The 17450-nt window shown below is 38.8% G+C and carries 14 protein-coding genes; 6 read left to right on the top strand and 8 right to left on the bottom strand.

Annotated features, from left to right (window positions below; genetic code table 11):
- Positions 1–184 precede the first annotated feature (184 nt).
- The 4 genes from EAX61_RS14220 to panC are packed head-to-tail and all read right to left on the bottom strand — an operon-like array spanning position 185 to position 3557.
- Positions 185–1330, bottom strand: coding sequence for an alpha/beta hydrolase (locus EAX61_RS14220; RefSeq protein WP_121918380.1), 1146 nt, complete (start codon positions 1328–1330; stop codon positions 185–187).
- 40 nt (positions 1331–1370) lie between these two features.
- Positions 1371–2336, bottom strand: coding sequence for a lysylphosphatidylglycerol synthase transmembrane domain-containing protein (locus EAX61_RS14225; RefSeq protein WP_236642058.1), 966 nt, complete (start codon positions 2334–2336; stop codon positions 1371–1373).
- Between the two features lie 3 nt (positions 2337–2339).
- Positions 2340–2690 (bottom strand): aspartate 1-decarboxylase, encoded by a 351-nt coding sequence (gene panD / locus EAX61_RS14230; protein ID WP_121918381.1) that lies wholly within the window; start codon positions 2688–2690, stop codon positions 2340–2342.
- Positions 2691–2708: 18 nt separating this feature from the next.
- On the bottom strand, positions 2709–3557 hold the full coding sequence (gene panC, locus EAX61_RS14235; RefSeq protein WP_121918382.1) for a pantoate--beta-alanine ligase: 849 nt from the start codon (positions 3555–3557) through the stop codon (positions 2709–2711).
- Positions 3558–3666: 109 nt separating this feature from the next.
- Between panC and EAX61_RS14240 the strand changes: the two genes are divergently transcribed.
- From EAX61_RS14240 to glmS, 3 genes are read left to right on the top strand one after another with little or no spacing between them, the layout of a single operon-like run.
- Positions 3667–4482, top strand: coding sequence for a glycogen/starch synthase (locus tag EAX61_RS14240; RefSeq protein ID WP_121918383.1), 816 nt, complete (start codon positions 3667–3669; stop codon positions 4480–4482).
- Between the two features lie 5 nt (positions 4483–4487).
- Positions 4488–6143, top strand: a complete 1656-nt coding sequence (gene bamH, locus EAX61_RS14245; protein ID WP_121918384.1) for a BamH family beta-barrel-assembly machinery protein — start codon at positions 4488–4490, stop codon at positions 6141–6143.
- Positions 6144–6165: 22 nt separating this feature from the next.
- A complete protein-coding gene (gene glmS / locus EAX61_RS14250; RefSeq protein WP_121918385.1) occupies positions 6166–8013 on the top strand; it encodes a glutamine--fructose-6-phosphate transaminase (isomerizing) in 1848 nt (615 codons plus the stop codon).
- Between the two features lie 77 nt (positions 8014–8090).
- Here glmS and EAX61_RS14255 read toward each other — a convergent pair whose 3' ends face one another.
- From EAX61_RS14255 to EAX61_RS14270, 4 genes are read right to left on the bottom strand one after another with little or no spacing between them, the layout of a single operon-like run.
- Positions 8091–8696: an inorganic diphosphatase gene (locus tag EAX61_RS14255; protein ID WP_121918386.1), complete on the bottom strand. Its 606-nt coding sequence runs from the start codon at positions 8694–8696 to the stop codon at positions 8091–8093.
- On the bottom strand, positions 8697–9440 hold the full coding sequence (locus tag EAX61_RS14260) for a VTC domain-containing protein (RefSeq protein ID WP_121918387.1): 744 nt from the start codon (positions 9438–9440) through the stop codon (positions 8697–8699).
- The gene (locus EAX61_RS14265; RefSeq protein ID WP_121918388.1) at positions 9409–12420 is read right to left on the bottom strand and encodes a CotH family protein; all 3012 of its coding nucleotides are present in this window, start codon (positions 12418–12420) and stop codon (positions 9409–9411) included. Before EAX61_RS14265 ends, EAX61_RS14260 begins: the two co-directional genes overlap by 32 nt.
- Before the next feature lie 11 nt (positions 12421–12431).
- Positions 12432–13106: a DUF4956 domain-containing protein gene (locus EAX61_RS14270; RefSeq protein WP_121918389.1), complete on the bottom strand. Its 675-nt coding sequence runs from the start codon at positions 13104–13106 to the stop codon at positions 12432–12434.
- Between the two features lie 302 nt (positions 13107–13408).
- Here EAX61_RS14270 and atpD point away from each other — a divergent pair, with 302 nt between their 5' ends.
- The 3 genes from atpD (at position 13409) to nagB (ending at position 17448) form a co-directional block, all read left to right on the top strand.
- Positions 13409–14917 carry a F0F1 ATP synthase subunit beta gene (atpD, locus tag EAX61_RS14275; protein WP_121918390.1) on the top strand — a complete coding sequence of 503 codons (1509 nt, stop codon included), beginning with the start codon at positions 13409–13411 and terminating at the stop codon, positions 14915–14917.
- Positions 14918–15020: 103 nt separating this feature from the next.
- On the top strand, positions 15021–15299 hold the full coding sequence (locus EAX61_RS14280) for a F0F1 ATP synthase subunit delta/epsilon (RefSeq protein ID WP_121918391.1): 279 nt from the start codon (positions 15021–15023) through the stop codon (positions 15297–15299).
- A 226-nt stretch (positions 15300–15525) separates the two neighbouring features.
- Positions 15526–17448, top strand: coding sequence for a glucosamine-6-phosphate deaminase (gene nagB / locus EAX61_RS14285; protein WP_121918392.1), 1923 nt, complete (start codon positions 15526–15528; stop codon positions 17446–17448).
- Positions 17449–17450: the final 2 nt, after the last annotated feature.

Raw genomic sequence — 17450 nt, forward strand, 5'->3', positions numbered from 1 at the left:
GTTCTCCGGAACAAAATCATCATAACTTGGTGGGAGAAGACTCAACTGGGACTGGTTGTTGGTCTTCCAGACAGGACTGGCTTTCATACCATGAAGATACGAAATACTGAAAAGTATTCAAAAAAAAAGAGACTGCCTTTTAAGACAGCCTCATTTTAATTTGTATCGCTATGTAAATGCGTTTTTAGTACCCAAAGTCTTCCTTAATTTTTGCTGCTTTATCCAGCATCAGATCTTTTGTAATAAAAGCAACCTCTTCTAATAGAAATCCATTCTGGTACGTTTTCATCGCCTTTTTGGGAGACCCTGTGTTTTCCATAGATAAGGCTAGATAATAATTACCTAACATGGTGTCTGGATATTGTTGTCTTGCAAGTTTTCCTAGACGCTCTAGTCCTTCCCAATCTGAGCGTTTTTCGAGTGCAGTTGAGGTGGCGATGAAGTCATTTACTCTAATCTTTTCATCTAGACCAAAAAGTTCCTTAACAACTGCATATTTCTCGATGAGATAATCATAGGGTGAACCTGGAAGATTGAGAATAGTTTCCTTGTATTCTTTTTTACTTATAGGTCTTGATATAGAAAATATATCTTCAAGCGCTTGTGGTATCGCACGACCCACTAAGGAGTAGTGTGTAGCCTCATCAAAATTATCAAAGTATGTTTTCACCATAGGATTGCTCACCGTATTGAGCTGTCCGTTAAGAGCGTTTATGGGCTCTCGTAATACTTTGATATCATCTGTAGCGGTAGCGAGATAATAAAAAACCTTTTGCTCTACAGCACCTAGACGCTGGACGAGTCGCTCTTCCATCATAGGAGAAAGGTCCGGGCTCAAGGATATGTATCCCTGAAAAAGCGATGGATCTTTCATAAGATAAAAGTTTATAAAATTTGCGGTGAGGTCGTGACCTACGGCAATTCTAAAGTTTGCCGTGCGGTAGTTTGCATCGAGATAAGGCATAAGCTCAAGGCCCACAAATTCAAAAAAAGCGGCTCCTGTATCGTCTGGAAGAAAATTTACATCATCATAAAAGGTGTCATCATCGCGCGTGTCTCCTTGAAGTATCCCGACTACAATGGCATCAGGCATTTCTTCCCAATAGCTATAATAATCTACGTTTCCAGCAACGGGTTCAAAAAGATAGTCTCCATCCATCACTATGATAACGGGATAGTTTTTCTCAGTGTTTGCACTGTAATTTCTAGGGAGTTGTACTTTGATTTGACGAGTGGCGCCTAGTTTTTCGGAGGTGAGTTCTCTGTATTCTACTTGCGCTTTCGCGAAAGCGGAAACTAAAAGAAACAATAGTAGGATTGTCTTTTTCATCGTGGGGTTTTAAGAATTAGGATGCGTAAAATACGGAAAGTTATACTTTTCTCTGAGCGAGCACGAAAAACAAGCCGCAAATGCCTCCAACAATAATGTTAAATATGGTTTGCGTGCCCCAAATAATCCAACCAAAGGTAAAAGCATCTTCGTATAAAAATCCAAAAAAAGAAAAGATAGCGCCCATTGCTATAGGATAAATTCCCATTCCCGCATTAGTAGCACTCATAGAAAATGCTCCTACAACAAACGCGGCGAGGATTACTCCTAGAGGAGCTTCTTCTAGCCCGGGGACTGTAAATTTCATCACCCAAAACATAGCAATATACATTGTCCATATAAATAGCGTATGGAAAATAAAAGCTGCATTTTTCTTCATATTCAGAATGCTTTTTACGCCTTCTAAAATACCGAGTCCAAAATCTCGAACTTTTATAATAAATGGATGTGAAGATTTTTTAAGAATACGCAATCCTAAAATTCCAATGGTGAGCAATACTGCCAGTCCTATGATGGACGGAAGCGGGTTTGCAGCCGTCTTAAAATAATCTATAAGTGTCGTAGACTGTAATACAATCGCAGTAGTCATAATGACGAGTAACACCGCAAGATCTGCAATACGTTCAGAAATTATGGAGCCAAAGGCTTTTTCAAAAGGGATTTTTTCAGATTTACTGATAACAACACCCCTTAATATCTCGCCAGATCTCAAAATAAAAGTGTTTGCAAAATAGGCAATCATTACTGCAGAGAAGCTGTTCCAAAGTCTAGGCGAATAGCCCATAGGTTCTAGCATAAACTTCCACCGGTATGCTCGCGATAGATGACTACAGGTGGCAAAAAATAATGAGATGACCACCCACAGGGGATTTACTCCCTTTATAGCTTCCCACATTTCTAAACGCCTGGCAGCACTCATTTCGTTAAGAGAATACCACATCAAAAAAACTCCCACGAGTGGGAGTATAATTTTAAGCGCAAGGCCTATATGTTTTTTGTTTGCCAATGTTTATTTGAGCAAGTTTGTTTCTTCGTTAGGGAAGCAAAGCGTAGGCTTAAATTTCTTTGCTTCTTCCAGTTCCATAAAAGCATAAACGATAAGAATAAGGATATCTCCCTTTGCTACTTTACGAGCAGCAGCACCGTTTAAGGTGATTTCTCCGCTATTACGAGGTCCTGGAATGGCGTATGTTTCCAAACGTTCTCCATTTGTCACATTTACGATCTGCACGCGCTCGCCTTCAATTACATTTGCAGCATCCATTAAGTCCTCATCTATGGTAATACTCCCAATATAATGAAGCTCTGCTCCAGTAACCTTAACGCGATGAATTTTTGATTTTACAACATTTACTAACATGATACAAAGGTAATTAATTTAGTTAAGTGCAATATTATCTATAAGCCTGATTTCTCCAGCAAAGGCAGCGATAAAAGCGCGGTACTTTTGATTTTTACGCTTTCGCGAAAGCGGACTGAGATTTTTAATATTAGCAATTTCAAAGTATTCTAGCTCCAGACCGTCTTGAGAGGCAAATTGCGCTTGGACCCATTTACGAAGTTCATTTGCTGATGTCGAGCTAAATCTTTCTCGTGCCTCCTTCAAAATTTTATGAATAAAAGGAGCGGTTGCGAGTTGCTTTTGGGTAAGTCTTGCATTGCGACTACTCATTGCAAGCCCATCAGGTTGCCTGTAAATAGGGCACCCCAAAATTTGAACAGAAAGTTTTTCCTTTTCTACTAACTTCTCAACAATCTTTAATTGCTGGTAATCTTTTTCGCCAAAAAATGCCTTGTCCGGCTGTACTTGTCTAAAAAGATGATTGAGTACCGTACCCACGCCGTCAAAATGTCCTGGCCGGTGTTCTCCCTCCATAACATCTTCTAAAGAGCCAAAATTGTATGATTTTGACACAACATCACCTTCATAAATTACATTTACAGATGGGACATAAACTAAAACTTGCGATTGGTATGAGCTTAAAAGTTCAAGGTCTGCATCTACAGTGCGAGGGTATTTTTCTAAGTCGGCAGCGTTATTAAATTGTGTGGGATTCACAAAAATACTCACGACAACAACCTCACAACATTCTAAGGCATAGTCTATAAGGGAAAGGTGTCCTTTGTGCAGCGCTCCCATCGTAGGGACAAAACCTACGGTATTATTCTTCTTTTTTGCCTCTAAGACAGCTTTTAAGATTGCTTCTTTACTAGTTATTGCACGCACTTTACCAAAACTTTAACGGGCTGCAAACTTACCATTTTTAAGGCAAAGTGGGCAAAAATTCGTACTTTTGCGTGTTTTTTGAACAGATTAACAACCTAAGAATATTTTTATGAAAGAAAAGAGGATTTTGTACGTGTCGTCTGAAGTTATTCCTTATTTACCAGAGACCGAGATTGCCTCTATGTCGTTTGAAGCTCCTCAAATGGTTAATGCTAAGGGCGGTCAGATACGCATTTTTATGCCGCGCTACGGAAATATAAATGAGCGTAGGCACCAGCTACACGAGGTGATTCGCCTTTCTGGTATGAATCTGGTTATCAACGATTTTGATATGCCTCTGATCATAAAAGTTGCGTCTATCCCTAAAGAGCGCATGCAGGTCTATTTTATAGATAACGAAGAATACTTTAAACGCAAAGCGACGTTTACAGATGAAGAGGGGAAACTCTTTCCAGATAATGATGAACGTGCTATTTTTTTTGCTAAAGGAGTTGTAGAAACAGTTAAAAAATTAAACTGGTCTCCAGATATCATTCACGTACACGGTTGGTTAGCATCTTTACTACCGCTATATCTTAAGCATTATTATGCAAGTGAGCCTTTATTTAGCGAGAGTAAAATAGTAACCTCTATATACAATCAAGGTTATGAAGGATCGTTAAGTAAGGAGATGATTAATAAAATTGCCTTTGACGGAATAGATCCAGCAAGTATATCTGAGCTTGAAGATCCGACGTACGAAAACTTAATGAAAGTTTCTTTGCGTAATTCTGACGCAACGATTGTAGGTTCTGAGCATCTAGAAGAAAATTTAATGAAGTTGGTAAATACTACGAAAATACCAGCGTTACCTTACAAGAAGAAAGAAGAGTTTGCTCAAGCTTATGAGGAGTTCTACACGACCAAGGTTTTAAAGGAAGAATAGAGAATATGAAATTATATAAATTATTGACACGAACGGCAGTTTGTGTCTTTGCTCTTTTGGGAGCGGTTGCTTGTACAAATGATTTTGGTGGTGCTGGTGCAGGTCTTGTAGATCAAGTTAATTTTGATACAGGACTTACCGCAGAAATTGACATTACTTCATACAGCGTCAGGTTTGATGCAGTACAGACAAATAATCTTCCAGTAGGAGCGATAGGGGTGTATAATGACCCTGTTTACGGTACTGCGACAGTATCTGCTCTCTCTCAAGTTACTTTGTCTAGGTTTGATCCTAGCTTTGGCGATAATCCTGAATTAACCGGTGTATATCTTACACTACCATACTTTAGTTCTAGAGAAGAAACAGATGAGGATGGGAACACCACGTATACTTTAGATTCTATATTTAGCAATACGGGACCTATGAAGCTTTCTATTTATCGTTCTAATTATTTCTTGAACGATCTAGACCCAGATGATAACTTTGAATCTGCTGCTGTATATTTTTCTGATGAATTTAGAGATTTTGACGGTATAGAGGGTGACTTGCTTTACGAAGACGAAGCTTTTATTCCTAGCAATCTAGAAATCAGATTAGACTCAATAGGCAATCCTTTAGAGGAGTCATCTGAAATTGAAATAGCAAGTAGACTGGCACCATCTCTTAGAGTAAAACTAGATAATGATTATTTCACACAAAATTTGATTAATCAAGAAAATTCAGAAAACTTATTAAACCAAAATAATTTTAGAGATTATTTTAGAGGTATTTATATAAAAGCAGAGGCGGTAAACGGTAATGGGAGTTACATTCTTTTTAATTATGACGGTGCAAATATTACGGCTTTTTACCAATTTTCAGGCACTGACGATTCGGGAGACGATGAGGTCGAAACTACAGAAAATAGTTCTATTGCCCTAAATTTTGGAGGTGTGCAAGTTCTAGGAATTGATGGAGAATTTAATCCTGCAATCCAGAATGATATCAATAATGCAGACGTGCTAGACGGTGAGGATAATCTTTACTTAAAGGGAGGAAATGGATCAATAGCCGTTATAAATTTATTTCCAGATCGGGACGAGGACGGTATAGAAGATCAATTAGATATCTTAAAGTCTTGTAATGTCATAATAAACGAGGCCAACCTAATATTTTTTGTAGATCAAGACCAATTAGGAGCTGGGACCGGAGTTTTGGAACCAGAAAGGATTTTTATTTATGATTATGACAATAATCGCACGTTGATAGATGGACAGATTGACCTTTCGGCTGGTAACGATGGTGCTGTAAGTTCTAGAACAAACCATTTGGGCAGATTAACTAGAGAAATTGAAGGCGACAGAACAAGTCCAGGAGAAAGCTATAGAATACGTATCACAAGACATCTAAACAATATAGTGGTAAATGACTCTGCAAATGTAAATCTTGCATTAACAGTTTCTCAAAATGTTTTAAATGCCTCAAGTTCGAGAGTGCGCGGTGAGAATGGTGAGATATTAGATAGACGAATTCCATCTACTAATATAATTTCTCAGGAAGGAACGATTCTTCACGGTAACCGAAGTGTAGATGAAGATAAAAGACTAAAGCTGAGAATTAATTATACTCTTACAGAAGAGATTAATCCAGATACTCCTTGCGGGCGTATCTTAGGATTGTAAAAACCCAAATATACCCAGAACTATGTGCGGAATTGTAGGTTACATCGGTCATAGGGAAGCTTACCCTATAGTCTTGCAGGGTTTGCAGCGCTTAGAGTATCGAGGATATGATAGTGCAGGAATTGCCTTGTACGACGGTAAGGATCTTAAAGTCTCAAAAACAAAAGGTAAAGTAGCAGACCTTAAAAAACGTTTAGAAAAAGAAATTTCTACAGAGGGTTCTATAGCTATAGGTCATACAAGATGGGCAACTCACGGAGTTCCTAATGATGTAAATTCTCATCCTCATTATTCTAATTCTGGTAATCTAGTGATCATCCATAACGGAATCATTGAGAATTATGATGCATTGCGTCAGGAGTTGCTTAAGCGTGGTTATGCCTTTACATCAGACACAGATACAGAGGTTCTCGTAAACCTCATAGAAGATGTAAAAACAAAAGAAGGTGTAAAATTAGGAAAGGCAGTACAAATAGCACTTAACCAGACCGTCGGAGCTTATGCTATTGCAGTTTTTGATAAAACAAAGCCAGACGAGATTATTGTCGCACGACTAGGAAGCCCTCTGGCCATAGGAGTGGGAGACGATGAGTTTTTTATAGCATCAGACGCAACACCCTTCATTGAGTATACGAACAATGCAATCTATCTTGAAGATGGGGAAATGGCCATCGTAAGACGCCATAAGGATCTTAAAATTAGAAAGATAAAGGATGACACCCTAGTCGTTCCCTATATCCAGGAATTACAACTTAATCTTGAGCAAATTGAAAAAGGAGGTTACGACCATTTTATGCTCAAAGAAATTTATGAGCAACCCGCTGCGATAACAGACACCTTTAGAGGCCGTATGAGAGTAAATGAAGGCCTTATTAAAATGGCTGGAGTAGATGATAATATTGATAAGTTCTTAAACGCACGTCGCATCATCATTGTTGCCTGTGGAACATCCTGGCACGCTGGTTTGGTAGCCGAATACATTTTTGAGGAATTCTCAAGAATTCCTGTAGAGGTCGAGTACGCGTCAGAGTTTCGATACAGGAATCCCGTTATTTATAAAGATGATGTTGTAATAGCTATTTCTCAAAGTGGAGAAACAGCAGATACTATGGCCGCTATTAAACTTGCAAAAGAGCAAGGAGCTTTTGTTTTTGGGGTTTGTAATGTCGTAGGATCCTCAATCTCTCGAGAAACGCACGCAGGAGCATACACACACGCAGGACCCGAGATAGGTGTGGCGTCAACAAAAGCATTTACAACTCAAATCACCGTATTAACACTTATCGCATTAAAACTCGCAAAAAAGAAGGGAGCAATCACAACTTCTACCTTCTACGCTTATTTACAAGAGTTAGAAAGAATTCCGACAAAAGTGAAGACTGCACTAGAGTCTAATGAGCACGTAAAATTTGTTGCAGAGCAGTATAAAGATGTGTCTAACGCATTGTATTTAGGAAGAGGTTATAACTTTCCAGTTGCACTTGAGGGAGCGTTAAAACTTAAAGAGATCTCATATATCCACGCAGAGGGGTACCCTGCAGCCGAGATGAAACACGGACCTATTGCTCTTATAGATGAGCAAATGCCCGTAATTGTTATTGCCACAAAAAAGGGTCATTATGAGAAAGTGGTAAGTAATATTGAAGAGATTAAAGCACGTAGTGGTAAAATCATAGGTATAGTGACCGCTGGCGACACCGAGGTAAAAAGACTTGCTGACCATATTATAGAGATTCCAGAAACTATGGAGGCCTTAACGCCACTCTTAACAACAATTCCATTACAGTTATTGTCGTATCATATTGCGGTTATGCTGGAGAAGAATGTAGACCAACCGCGTAATCTTGCAAAGTCTGTTACTGTAGAGTAGCGTTTTAAACACGCCTAAGCGAAAAATCGAAAGGGTATTACATCATTGAGTTGTGAAACCTTTTTATTTTAAAAAACTCAGAATTTTAAATTTTTCTGAATCTCCAAAACTGCCGCTTTTTCATCCAGAACACCTCGTATTAGGGCATCGTCGCGAGTATCATAGTTTTGAAACCAGTCTACAATAATTTCTACTGCCCCAGGGTATTTTGTATTAAGATCTATTAGACTTTCTGAGGAAATAGTTCTTAAGTGTTCATCTGCTGGAATTGCTAGGATTTTTGTGTCCATCTCTCCATCATCCAGAAGATCAATCATCGCGATTGGGGTTACCTCAATAACGGTTCCTGTTTTTAGAGTAGGACATAGCACTAAAATGTCTAAGGCATCTCCATCACCACCTTTATTTTTTTCAGACAGGGTACCGGGGATAAAACCATAATTTGCTGGATAAGGCAAGAACTCGATAATGCGAGTTTTACCATTGCGCTGGTCTGGAGTAAATTTTTTGGTTTTGGGATGATATTCAATTTTTGTGTTTGTGCCGGCGGGAATTTCGATGACGGCGTTTAGGTTTCCGCTTTTCGCGAAAGCGGGATACTCATAAACATCTACCGTTTTACAATGAATAAAGAGCGCGCAAAGGGCTATGATGAGTAAGGTTCGAGTTAAATTCTGGCTCATCTAGGTCTCTTTATGATGTTGTATGAGATTTACACCTCTTACATATTTAGAATTTTTAGAGAGGCGAGCGGTAAGTTGTTGCGTGAGTTTTCGCGCCTCTTTGTCATCTTCGACTTTATACTTGAGCTCTAAAACTACGTCCTGTAATGTGGCTTTAGAAGCTTGTTTGTTTTTAAAATCTGGATTATAAAATACCATATTATAATCTATGGTAATTCTAAACTTCTCACAATCTGACAAGAAATACCTGCGCTCGTAGGCGTTGAATAGTGCTGGCGACAGCTGTTTTAGATTAATAAGAAGCTCAGGATTGTTGATTTGGGCTATTTTTTCAAGTATGGCGTTCTCAGTTGAGGCAATAGAATTATACTCAAGATTATGGGAGAATCCATCAAGCTTAAACGAGAGTTTATCTCCTACGGCTCCCATTTTCTTTTTGATTTCTAAAATGGGATTTTCAATTTTAGAAAAAGTATCTCCGTACCATCGTAGTCGGTATTTATGCCGTTTGTCGTCACCTGCAACGTTTTGATGATAAAAGGACATCGATGGGTCGTCATAGTAAATATTGTTTACGGTGCGGCGGTAAAAAATTTCGTGAAAGCAAAAAGAGTTTACCAGTACCTCTGTCTCGATAATATCTTGAGGTAATTTGTGCGTGTAAATGAATTTGCGCTCATACCGGAGATTCTGAAAAATCTCGCTCGTCTCCTTAACGGCTGCTTTTTCCGTACTCCTTTCCATACATTTGGTCTATCACATTGTTAGATACGGTCTCTACGGCCACATCATCTATTTTCAGGGTAGAATTGACTTCTATAAGGTGTTCTACACTTACGTTTTTAAATGAGAGCTCTCTTACATCTATGGAGGCTACGCCATATTCTGATTTTTTCTGGAATGCCGAAAGTCCTAGTCTCGTATCTGTAATATTGAGATTTGTAAGCGTCACATCCGAAAGGTCTTTACTCACAACACCTATCTCACCGCCAGAAACAGTAACATTTTGGCCCGTAATAGTGCTATTTTCTCCTGCGCTTATAGCTTTGTCTGACGGATTTGTGACCGTGATATCGTTTAGTTTAAGGACAGAGCCTGAAACATCTATCCCGTCGTTTCCAGAATTAATAAAGGAACATCGATTAAGACTTCCATTTACAAAATCCCCGTCAAAGGAGTCTGACTGTGTGTTTTCAAAAACAGTATCTGTCATCACAAACTCAGACCTAATGATGTTGAGTGCGTCCTCACACCTATTATTTGTAAAACTACTGTTTGTAATGGTTACATCACTTTCGTGAAAGTTTACTGCGCCAGATACAGACCACAATTCAGATTGAGGATTAGAAAGATTGTCAAACTGTGTGTAGGTTACCTTAGATCTTTTACTGGCATCTGTCACAAAAATCCCTTGTCCCGTACCGTCTGAAGAAAAGAACCGTACCGGATTTTCCTTAGTTCCCGTACAGATAAGTGCAGATTTTGATCTTATGGAAGCATTGTTCTTAAAGTCCAATGAAAATCCAGATGGAATTTTGACCACATATCCAGATGGAATAACGAGATTTTGCTCCAGTTTAAACGAGCCTTTACTAAAGGCAAGAATACTATCTGAAACGTTACTTATAAAGTCAAACAAATCCACATTTGGCGTATGGGATGCCTTATAGGAACTTATTTTTTTATCTAAATGCAAGCTGACGCTATAAGGCCTTATTTCTGAAAATTGAGTCGCTTTCACACCAGTTACATAATGTGGTATTCTAAGTTTTGAAACATCTTTAGGAAATTGAAACGTTCCTTTTTTGTTTTTTTTGGAGACAAAAGCGTTTACAAAATAGTTATTCAGTTTAAACCTTATAATTTGCGAGGTGTCTGCTGCGATTACTTTTATAGATTGTGCCACACTCATTTTACGCCCATCTTTGTGTTCTAAATCTTTAATTTGAACGGGAAATGACGTTAAGTTGTCTATGCGTATGTCCATACTTGAATCATCGTAGCTTACAAGACTAGAGGTAATAAGTATAGCCGGATCTATTGTTTTTTTAATAAAATTACTATTGTAGGCTAAAATCTCATCGTCAAAAAGGTAGTTATACTCCGTATATAATGCTGACTTTAATTTTAAGAGTTCTGTCTTGTGACGAGATAAAAAGCTATTAATATAATCTGTGCTGCTTACGAGTGCAAGCTTTTGCCTTACCTGTTTTTGATAAATGGTGTCATTTTCAGAAAATGGGTAGTGGGTGATTTCGGTTAACTTCCTGCCACTCATCGAGTCAAAGGAGATGGGCTCAAGCTTTCCAGTAATTGGATTGTAATACATTCTTAAATTATGCCAGACCAGCCCGTGAGAGCCGGCAAAAAGATTGTTAATCGCAACAAAGGTGGTTAACTTGTCCATATCAAAAACCTCTGAAATCTGATATTTAGATTGTCTTAAACCCTCCAAAAGTCCTTTTGCGGTTTCAAACTGTTTAGCCAGAGCAGGGTTGCTCAATACTTTGCCTTCATTAAAAACGCGTATGGGAGCCTTCATCACGTCTCTTAATGATTTTGAATATGCAGTTCTGTCTAGTTCTAGTTGTCGTTCTTTCTTAACGTCAGACCAGTATAGAGACTCATCAAAGGCTACAATAACGCCCTCTCTCTTTCTGTTACTTTCTATCAGAATTTTATCAAATGATTCCTCAACTGCCATTAACCCTACATTAATATCCTCATCATTTTCCTGATCTTTAATCTTGAGGTAAACTTCTGCATAGTCATAGCGTAATCCTATAATTTCTTCGTCTTTAATGACTTTGTTAAGCAACCATTCCCATAAATAGTTGCGTACTTTAGGGTGCTGGATAGAGAATTTGCGCATACCCTTAAAGGTTTCTCCATCTTTCATCACAACTCTATAAGACCATTTTTTTTTGTCTAACAAATGGTCTGGCCAGTCTCCTTTGAGCCTAAACTCAATATCTTTTTTGTCACCATTATTGAGAGAGATTTCGCCATTTATTAGATCACCATCTGCAGAGGATAACACACCTACGTCTAGCGCTTGTTTTCGTTTTTTTAGGATTTTTTCAAAATCCTTTGCTTTTGTAGTAATAAAAATTTTATCCTGATTACTGTTAAGCTCTATTTCTGGGATGTCCTTGATAACAATTTTACCCAAATCTAATGATCTATCTACTCCTGGCTTATTGCGTCCAGTTCTTATAAATGCTATGTCACTTATGGGTATCTCCTTACCTAAGTAACTTGCACTCACTAAATCTCTCTGAAAAATATAGTATATGTTATTATCTGTTCTTATGGGCTCTCCAGTTTGAAAGAAATCAAGATTTATAAAACGAGCATTCCCCATGAGCTTTGTAGAGTCTTTTACAAAAAGATGTAAGAAAAAATTATCCGTAATCTCCCGTCCTTTAGGAGCGTCCTTATAGGCATAGATGACTTTAGATACACCAGATTTATTTACAGCATACACCTTCAGGTCACTATTTTCATAAATTTTTGCGTCTTCCCCTTTTAGAAGTTCTTTGTAGTTAAGGCTAAGTCCATTAATAGTAGTTTTCTTACTCAGTTCATCAAGACTAGAAGAAACGCGATCAGATTTTCTCGCAGCGTTGTTGTACAGTACATAAAAACTCAAAAGAATGACTCCCAAAATAGCCAGTGCTATAGGTAACCAGTTTCTTTTTGAATTAGAGCGGGTAATCTGCATTTTTTTAGTTTTTAAAGCGAATTGTCAATAAACGTAACGTCTACTTTAGAATGAATAGCCACAAGTTTTTCATTTATGCTATTCAGGTTATCAAAGGATTTAACCTTCACGAGATAGTTTATAGCGATATTGTTTTCTCCGTGCTTGATTCTTTTTACATCCAGTTGGCGCGTATTTGCACTTATAGCATCGGTAATATTCTTTATGACTACTGCTCGTTGGTCAGCCTCACACGGCATATCGACTAAGATATTTTGAGTAATGGATGAATCGCCCCCTTTGTGCTGTATAATCACTATAAGCATCAATATTATAAAACCAATGAGTGTGGGAAAAAGTTGGTTAGCTCCCATTCCCAATCCTATCGCGATCGCCATAAAGAAGTATCCCAGCTCTTCTGGTTCCTTAATTGCTGTTCTAAAACGTACAATAGACAAGGCTCCAACTAATCCCAGCGAGAGGGCAAGAGAAGACTTTACAATAGATATGATTATAAATGTAGTAAGACCTACAATCATCAGTACTTTAGAAAGTTGTGCTCTGTTAGAAATAGACTGGCCAAACCTCCTGTAAACTACCGCAAGAAGAAATAATAGCCCCGCGCAGAGTAAAATGTATGCAATGTATTGCGTAGGTGAAAAGGTGTCTTCAAAACTCAAAGACAATTGATCTATAAATTGATCCATAATTAAAAATATAAATGTGATGGTGCGCGAAGTTAAATTTATTTATACAAACCAGCTAAAGACAGCCAGAATTCCTTTTGAACTGGCTACTGTGTCGACTTTAATTTAAGAAGTTATGTTCTTTTTGGCATCAGTGATAACTGTTAGGAGTACGCTTTCGCGAAAGCATAAAATGCCACCATAAAATCTAACACAAAAACTTACATTTTGCATTTTTCTATAAAAAATAAAAAGGTATCTTTGCGCTCTGAAAAAGGAGGTATTTTGCACCTTATATAATGCTAAACATTAAATAGATACTAATGTCACAAGTTACAGGTAAAGTTTCACAAATCATTGGCCCAGTAGTAGACGTTGCATTTGCAAGCGGTTCTGCATTGCCAAAAATTTACGACTCACTAGAAGTTACAAACTCAGACGGAACACTACTCGTTCTTGAAGTACAGTCACACATTGGAGAAAACACAGTACGTACGATCTCAATGGACTCTACAGATGGTTTGAGCCGTGGTGTGGATGTAGTTGCTACAGGAGCACCTATCCAGATGCCAGTAGGTGACGCTGTTTACGGTCGTCTTTTTAATGTAATCGGAGATGCGATTGATGGTATGGAGAACTTGCCTAAAGCAGGTGATGCTGGACTATCAATACACCGTGATGCACCTAAATTTGAAGATTTATCAACCTCTACAGAAGTACTTTTTACAGGAATAAAAGTAATTGACCTTATCGAGCCTTATGCAAAGGGTGGTAAGATTGGATTATTTGGAGGAGCAGGAGTAGGTAAAACTGTACTTATCCAGGAGTTGATTAACAATATTGCAAAAGGTCACGGAGGACTTTCAGTTTTTGCGGGAGTAGGAGAACGTACCCGTGAGGGGAACGACCTTTTGAGAGAGATGCTCGAGTCTGGTATTATTAAATACGGAGACGACTTTATGCACTCTATGGAAGAAGGAGGATGGGATTTGTCTAAGGTAGACAAAGAAGTGATGAAAGATTCTAAAGCAACTTTCGTATTCGGACAAATGAATGAGCCACCAGGAGCACGTGCACGTGTGGCACTTTCTGGACTTACGATTGCCGAGTATTTCCGTGATGGAGCAGGAGAAGGACAAGGGAAAGATGTACTCTTTTTCGTAGATAACATCTTCCGTTTTACACAAGCAGGTTCTGAGGTGTCTGCACTTCTAGGTCGTATGCCATCTGCAGTAGGTTACCAGCCTACACTTGCAACAGAGATGGGAGCGATGCAAGAGCGTATTACTTCTACTAAAAGAGGTTCTATTACATCTGTACAGGCGGTTTACGTACCTGCAGATGACCTTACAGATCCGGCGCCAGCAACAACGTTTGCTCACCTGGATGCAACTACCGTACTTTCTCGTAAGATTGCAGAGCTAGGTATCTACCCAGCGGTAGATCCTCTAGATTCTACTTCACGTATCCTTACGGCAGATATTCTAGGAGATGCTCACTATAACTGCGCACAACGTGTAAAAGAGTTATTGCAACGTTACAAGGAGCTTCAAGATATTATCGCCATCTTAGGTATGGAAGAACTTTCTGAAGAAGATAAAATGGCAGTAGGCCGTGCACGTCGTGTACAACGTTTCTTATCACAGCCATTCCACGTAGCAGAGCAGTTTACAGGTCTTAAAGGAGTTCTTGTAGATATTAAGGATACTATTAAAGGATTTAATATGATTATGGACGGTGAGTTAGACCACCTTCCAGAAGCAGCATTTAACCTTAAAGGAACGATTGAAGAAACAATCGAAGCTGGAGAGAAAATGCTTGCAGAAGCTTAAGAGCGATTTTTATTAAACTAACGAATTATTTCTCTCCCTCTGGGAGAGATGCCCGGAGGGCAGAGAGGGAAATCCCTAAGTAATTGATATAAACATTAGCATTATGCACTTAGAAATTGTAACTCCAGAAGCATCATTAGTAAGTGGCGAAGTAAAAAGCGTTACTGTTCCAGGTGTAGATGGTGAATTTCAAATGTTAGACAATCACGCGGCCGTTGTTTCATTACTGGACGAAGGGAAAGTAAAGTTTGAAGGTAGCCCTACGATTGCTAAAGGTTTTGAAAAAAAATTTACTAAAGAGTCTGATGGAAAATGGTCACTAGCCATTGCCAGCGGTACTGTTGAGATGAACAATAATAAAGTAATTGTACTGGCAGATTAATCGCTCAGTATGATAAACTATAATCCCAAATTCCGAAAGGAGTTTGGGATTTTTAGTTTTAAATAGGTTTCTAATCAAACCATTTGTAATACATCTTTTGAAAATGGAAAAATTGCACTGCTTCTAACGGAAGTAGCGTAATTTTAAAATACAATTTACTTCATTTTGGTTAGGAGTTGTTCATCTCATATTTAGTATCTTAGTGAGCTTATCAATACTCAATCTTATGAAAATCACTGATAAGTCAATTGCCTATGAATCTGCAGGTACAATTGAAGAAACGCGCCTCGAGAAAATACACAATGTTGTTTTTGAAGATAGTATAACCGCTTCTAAGATGGTTGCTCAGGAAATTGCTGCGCTCATACGGGAAAAGGGTAAGCAAGGTAGTAAGTGTGTTCTAGGACTTGCCACAGGATCTTCTCCTATTAGGGTTTACGATGAGCTTATTAGATTGCACAAGGAAGAAGGACTGAGCTTTAGGAATGTAATCACCTTTAATTTGGATGAGTATTATGGGCTTTCTAGAGAAAACCCTGAGAGCTATCACTATTTTATGCAGGAGCAATTGTTCGATCATATTGATGTGCTCCCTGAAAATATTCATATTCCTGACGGTACGGTTGCTCCAGATGATATCGAGGATTATTGTAAATCCTACGAATTAAAAATTAAGAGCGCTGGCGGTCTTGATTTTCAGCTTTTAGGAATAGGGCGTACGGGGCACATTGGTTTTAATGAACCCGGTTCTCATGTCAATTCTAGGACACGACTCGTTACCCTTGACCACATTACCAGAGTAGATGCATCTTCTTCATTTATGGGGATACAGAATGTACCACGCAAAGCAATTACGATGGGAATAGGAACTGTACTTGTCGCAAAACGTATTGTCCTGCTGGGATGGGGAAATCATAAGGCACAGATTTTAAGGGACACCATAGAGGGTGAAATATCTTCGGAGGTTCCAGCTACGTACTTACAGCGTCACGGTAATACCACATTCATTCTGGATACTGAGGCCGCTTCAGAGCTTACCCGTATTAATACACCCTGGCTTGTAGGGACGTGTCATTGGACCGAACTTTTAAAACGGCGAGCGGTAATTTGGCTAAGTAAGCAGCTTAAAAAATCTATTTTAAAACTTACGGACAGGGATTATAATGCTCACGATATGTCCGATTTGCTCCAAATCGAGGGAACGGCCTATGACCTCAATATAAAAGTATTTAATACACTACAAAGGTCCATTACTGGATGGCCAGGAGGAAAACACAATGCAGATGATACCTACAGGCCTGAGCGGTCTCAACCACAGCGCAAAAGAGTCATCATATTTAGCCCACATCCAGATGATGATGTGATTTCTATGGGGGGAACCTTTGACAGGCTTGTAGAACAAGGTCACGAAGTACACGTGGTCTATCAAACGTCTGGGAACATTGCGGTGTCAAATAATGAGGCGCTCAAATTTGCCCGTATCGCCAGACAATATTCATCAGATATCAAAACGATGGATATGATAATTTCTGAGTTAACAGAAGAGATTACGGGAGGAACTAGTTCCTTGCCTGTGCGCAACCTCAAAGGGTTAATCCGTAGGGAAGAGTCATTGCTGGCAACTGCCTTTTTAGGATTACCTGAGAGCAACGTTCATTTTTTAGACTTACCATTTTACGAGACTGGACAAAAAAAGAAAAACAAACTTAGTAGCGTGGACGTACAATTAATGACAGAAATTATTAAAAAAGTAGCGCCTCATCAGATCTATGCTGCAGGAGACCTTGCAGACCCTCACGGAACACATAAAGTTTGTCTTGAAGCGCTCTTTGCTGCATTAGAAGAACTAAAAGATCATAAAAGTCTTAAAGATTGTTGGGTGTGGTTGTATCGTGGAGCTTGGCACGAGTGGGAAATACACGAAATGGATATGGCTGTCCCTATGAGCCCAGATCAGGTAATAAAGAAGCGATTAGCTATATTTTACCATCAGTCGCAAAAAGACGGGGTGATGTTTCAGGGCGATGACCCTAGAGAATTTTGGGTACGCGCCGAAGATAGAAATCGAGCCACGGCCCAACAGTTCAATAAACTCGGATTTGCAGACTATGCGGCGATAGAAACTTTTAAGCGCTATCGTTTTAGATAAGG

Origin of the sequence: Dokdonia sinensis, assembly GCF_003688895.1 — a bacterium.
In the GTDB taxonomy this organism is placed as follows: Bacteria; Bacteroidota; Bacteroidia; order Flavobacteriales; family Flavobacteriaceae; genus Dokdonia; species Dokdonia sinensis.

What these genes read in the sequence shown, in the direction of transcription:
- EAX61_RS14220 (WP_121918380.1), bottom strand. Translation starts at nt 1,330, where the DNA reads ATGAAAAAGACAATCCTACTATTGTTTCTTTTAGTTTCCGCTTTCGCG.
- panD (WP_121918381.1), bottom strand. Translation starts at nt 2,690, where the DNA reads ATGTTAGTAAATGTTGTAAAATCAAAAATTCATCGCGTTAAGGTTACT.
- EAX61_RS14240 (WP_121918383.1), top strand. Translation starts at nt 3,667, where the DNA reads ATGAAAGAAAAGAGGATTTTGTACGTGTCGTCTGAAGTTATTCCTTAT.
- bamH (WP_121918384.1), top strand. Translation starts at nt 4,488, where the DNA reads ATGAAATTATATAAATTATTGACACGAACGGCAGTTTGTGTCTTTGCT.
- glmS (WP_121918385.1), top strand. Translation starts at nt 6,166, where the DNA reads ATGTGCGGAATTGTAGGTTACATCGGTCATAGGGAAGCTTACCCTATA.
- EAX61_RS14255 (WP_121918386.1), bottom strand. Translation starts at nt 8,696, where the DNA reads ATGAGCCAGAATTTAACTCGAACCTTACTCATCATAGCCCTTTGCGCG.
- EAX61_RS14260 (WP_121918387.1), bottom strand. Translation starts at nt 9,440, where the DNA reads ATGGAAAGGAGTACGGAAAAAGCAGCCGTTAAGGAGACGAGCGAGATT.
- EAX61_RS14265 (WP_121918388.1), bottom strand. Translation starts at nt 12,420, where the DNA reads ATGCAGATTACCCGCTCTAATTCAAAAAGAAACTGGTTACCTATAGCA.
- EAX61_RS14270 (WP_121918389.1), bottom strand. Translation starts at nt 13,106, where the DNA reads ATGGATCAATTTATAGATCAATTGTCTTTGAGTTTTGAAGACACCTTT.
- atpD (WP_121918390.1), top strand. Translation starts at nt 13,409, where the DNA reads ATGTCACAAGTTACAGGTAAAGTTTCACAAATCATTGGCCCAGTAGTA.
- EAX61_RS14280 (WP_121918391.1), top strand. Translation starts at nt 15,021, where the DNA reads ATGCACTTAGAAATTGTAACTCCAGAAGCATCATTAGTAAGTGGCGAA.
- nagB (WP_121918392.1), top strand. Translation starts at nt 15,526, where the DNA reads ATGAAAATCACTGATAAGTCAATTGCCTATGAATCTGCAGGTACAATT.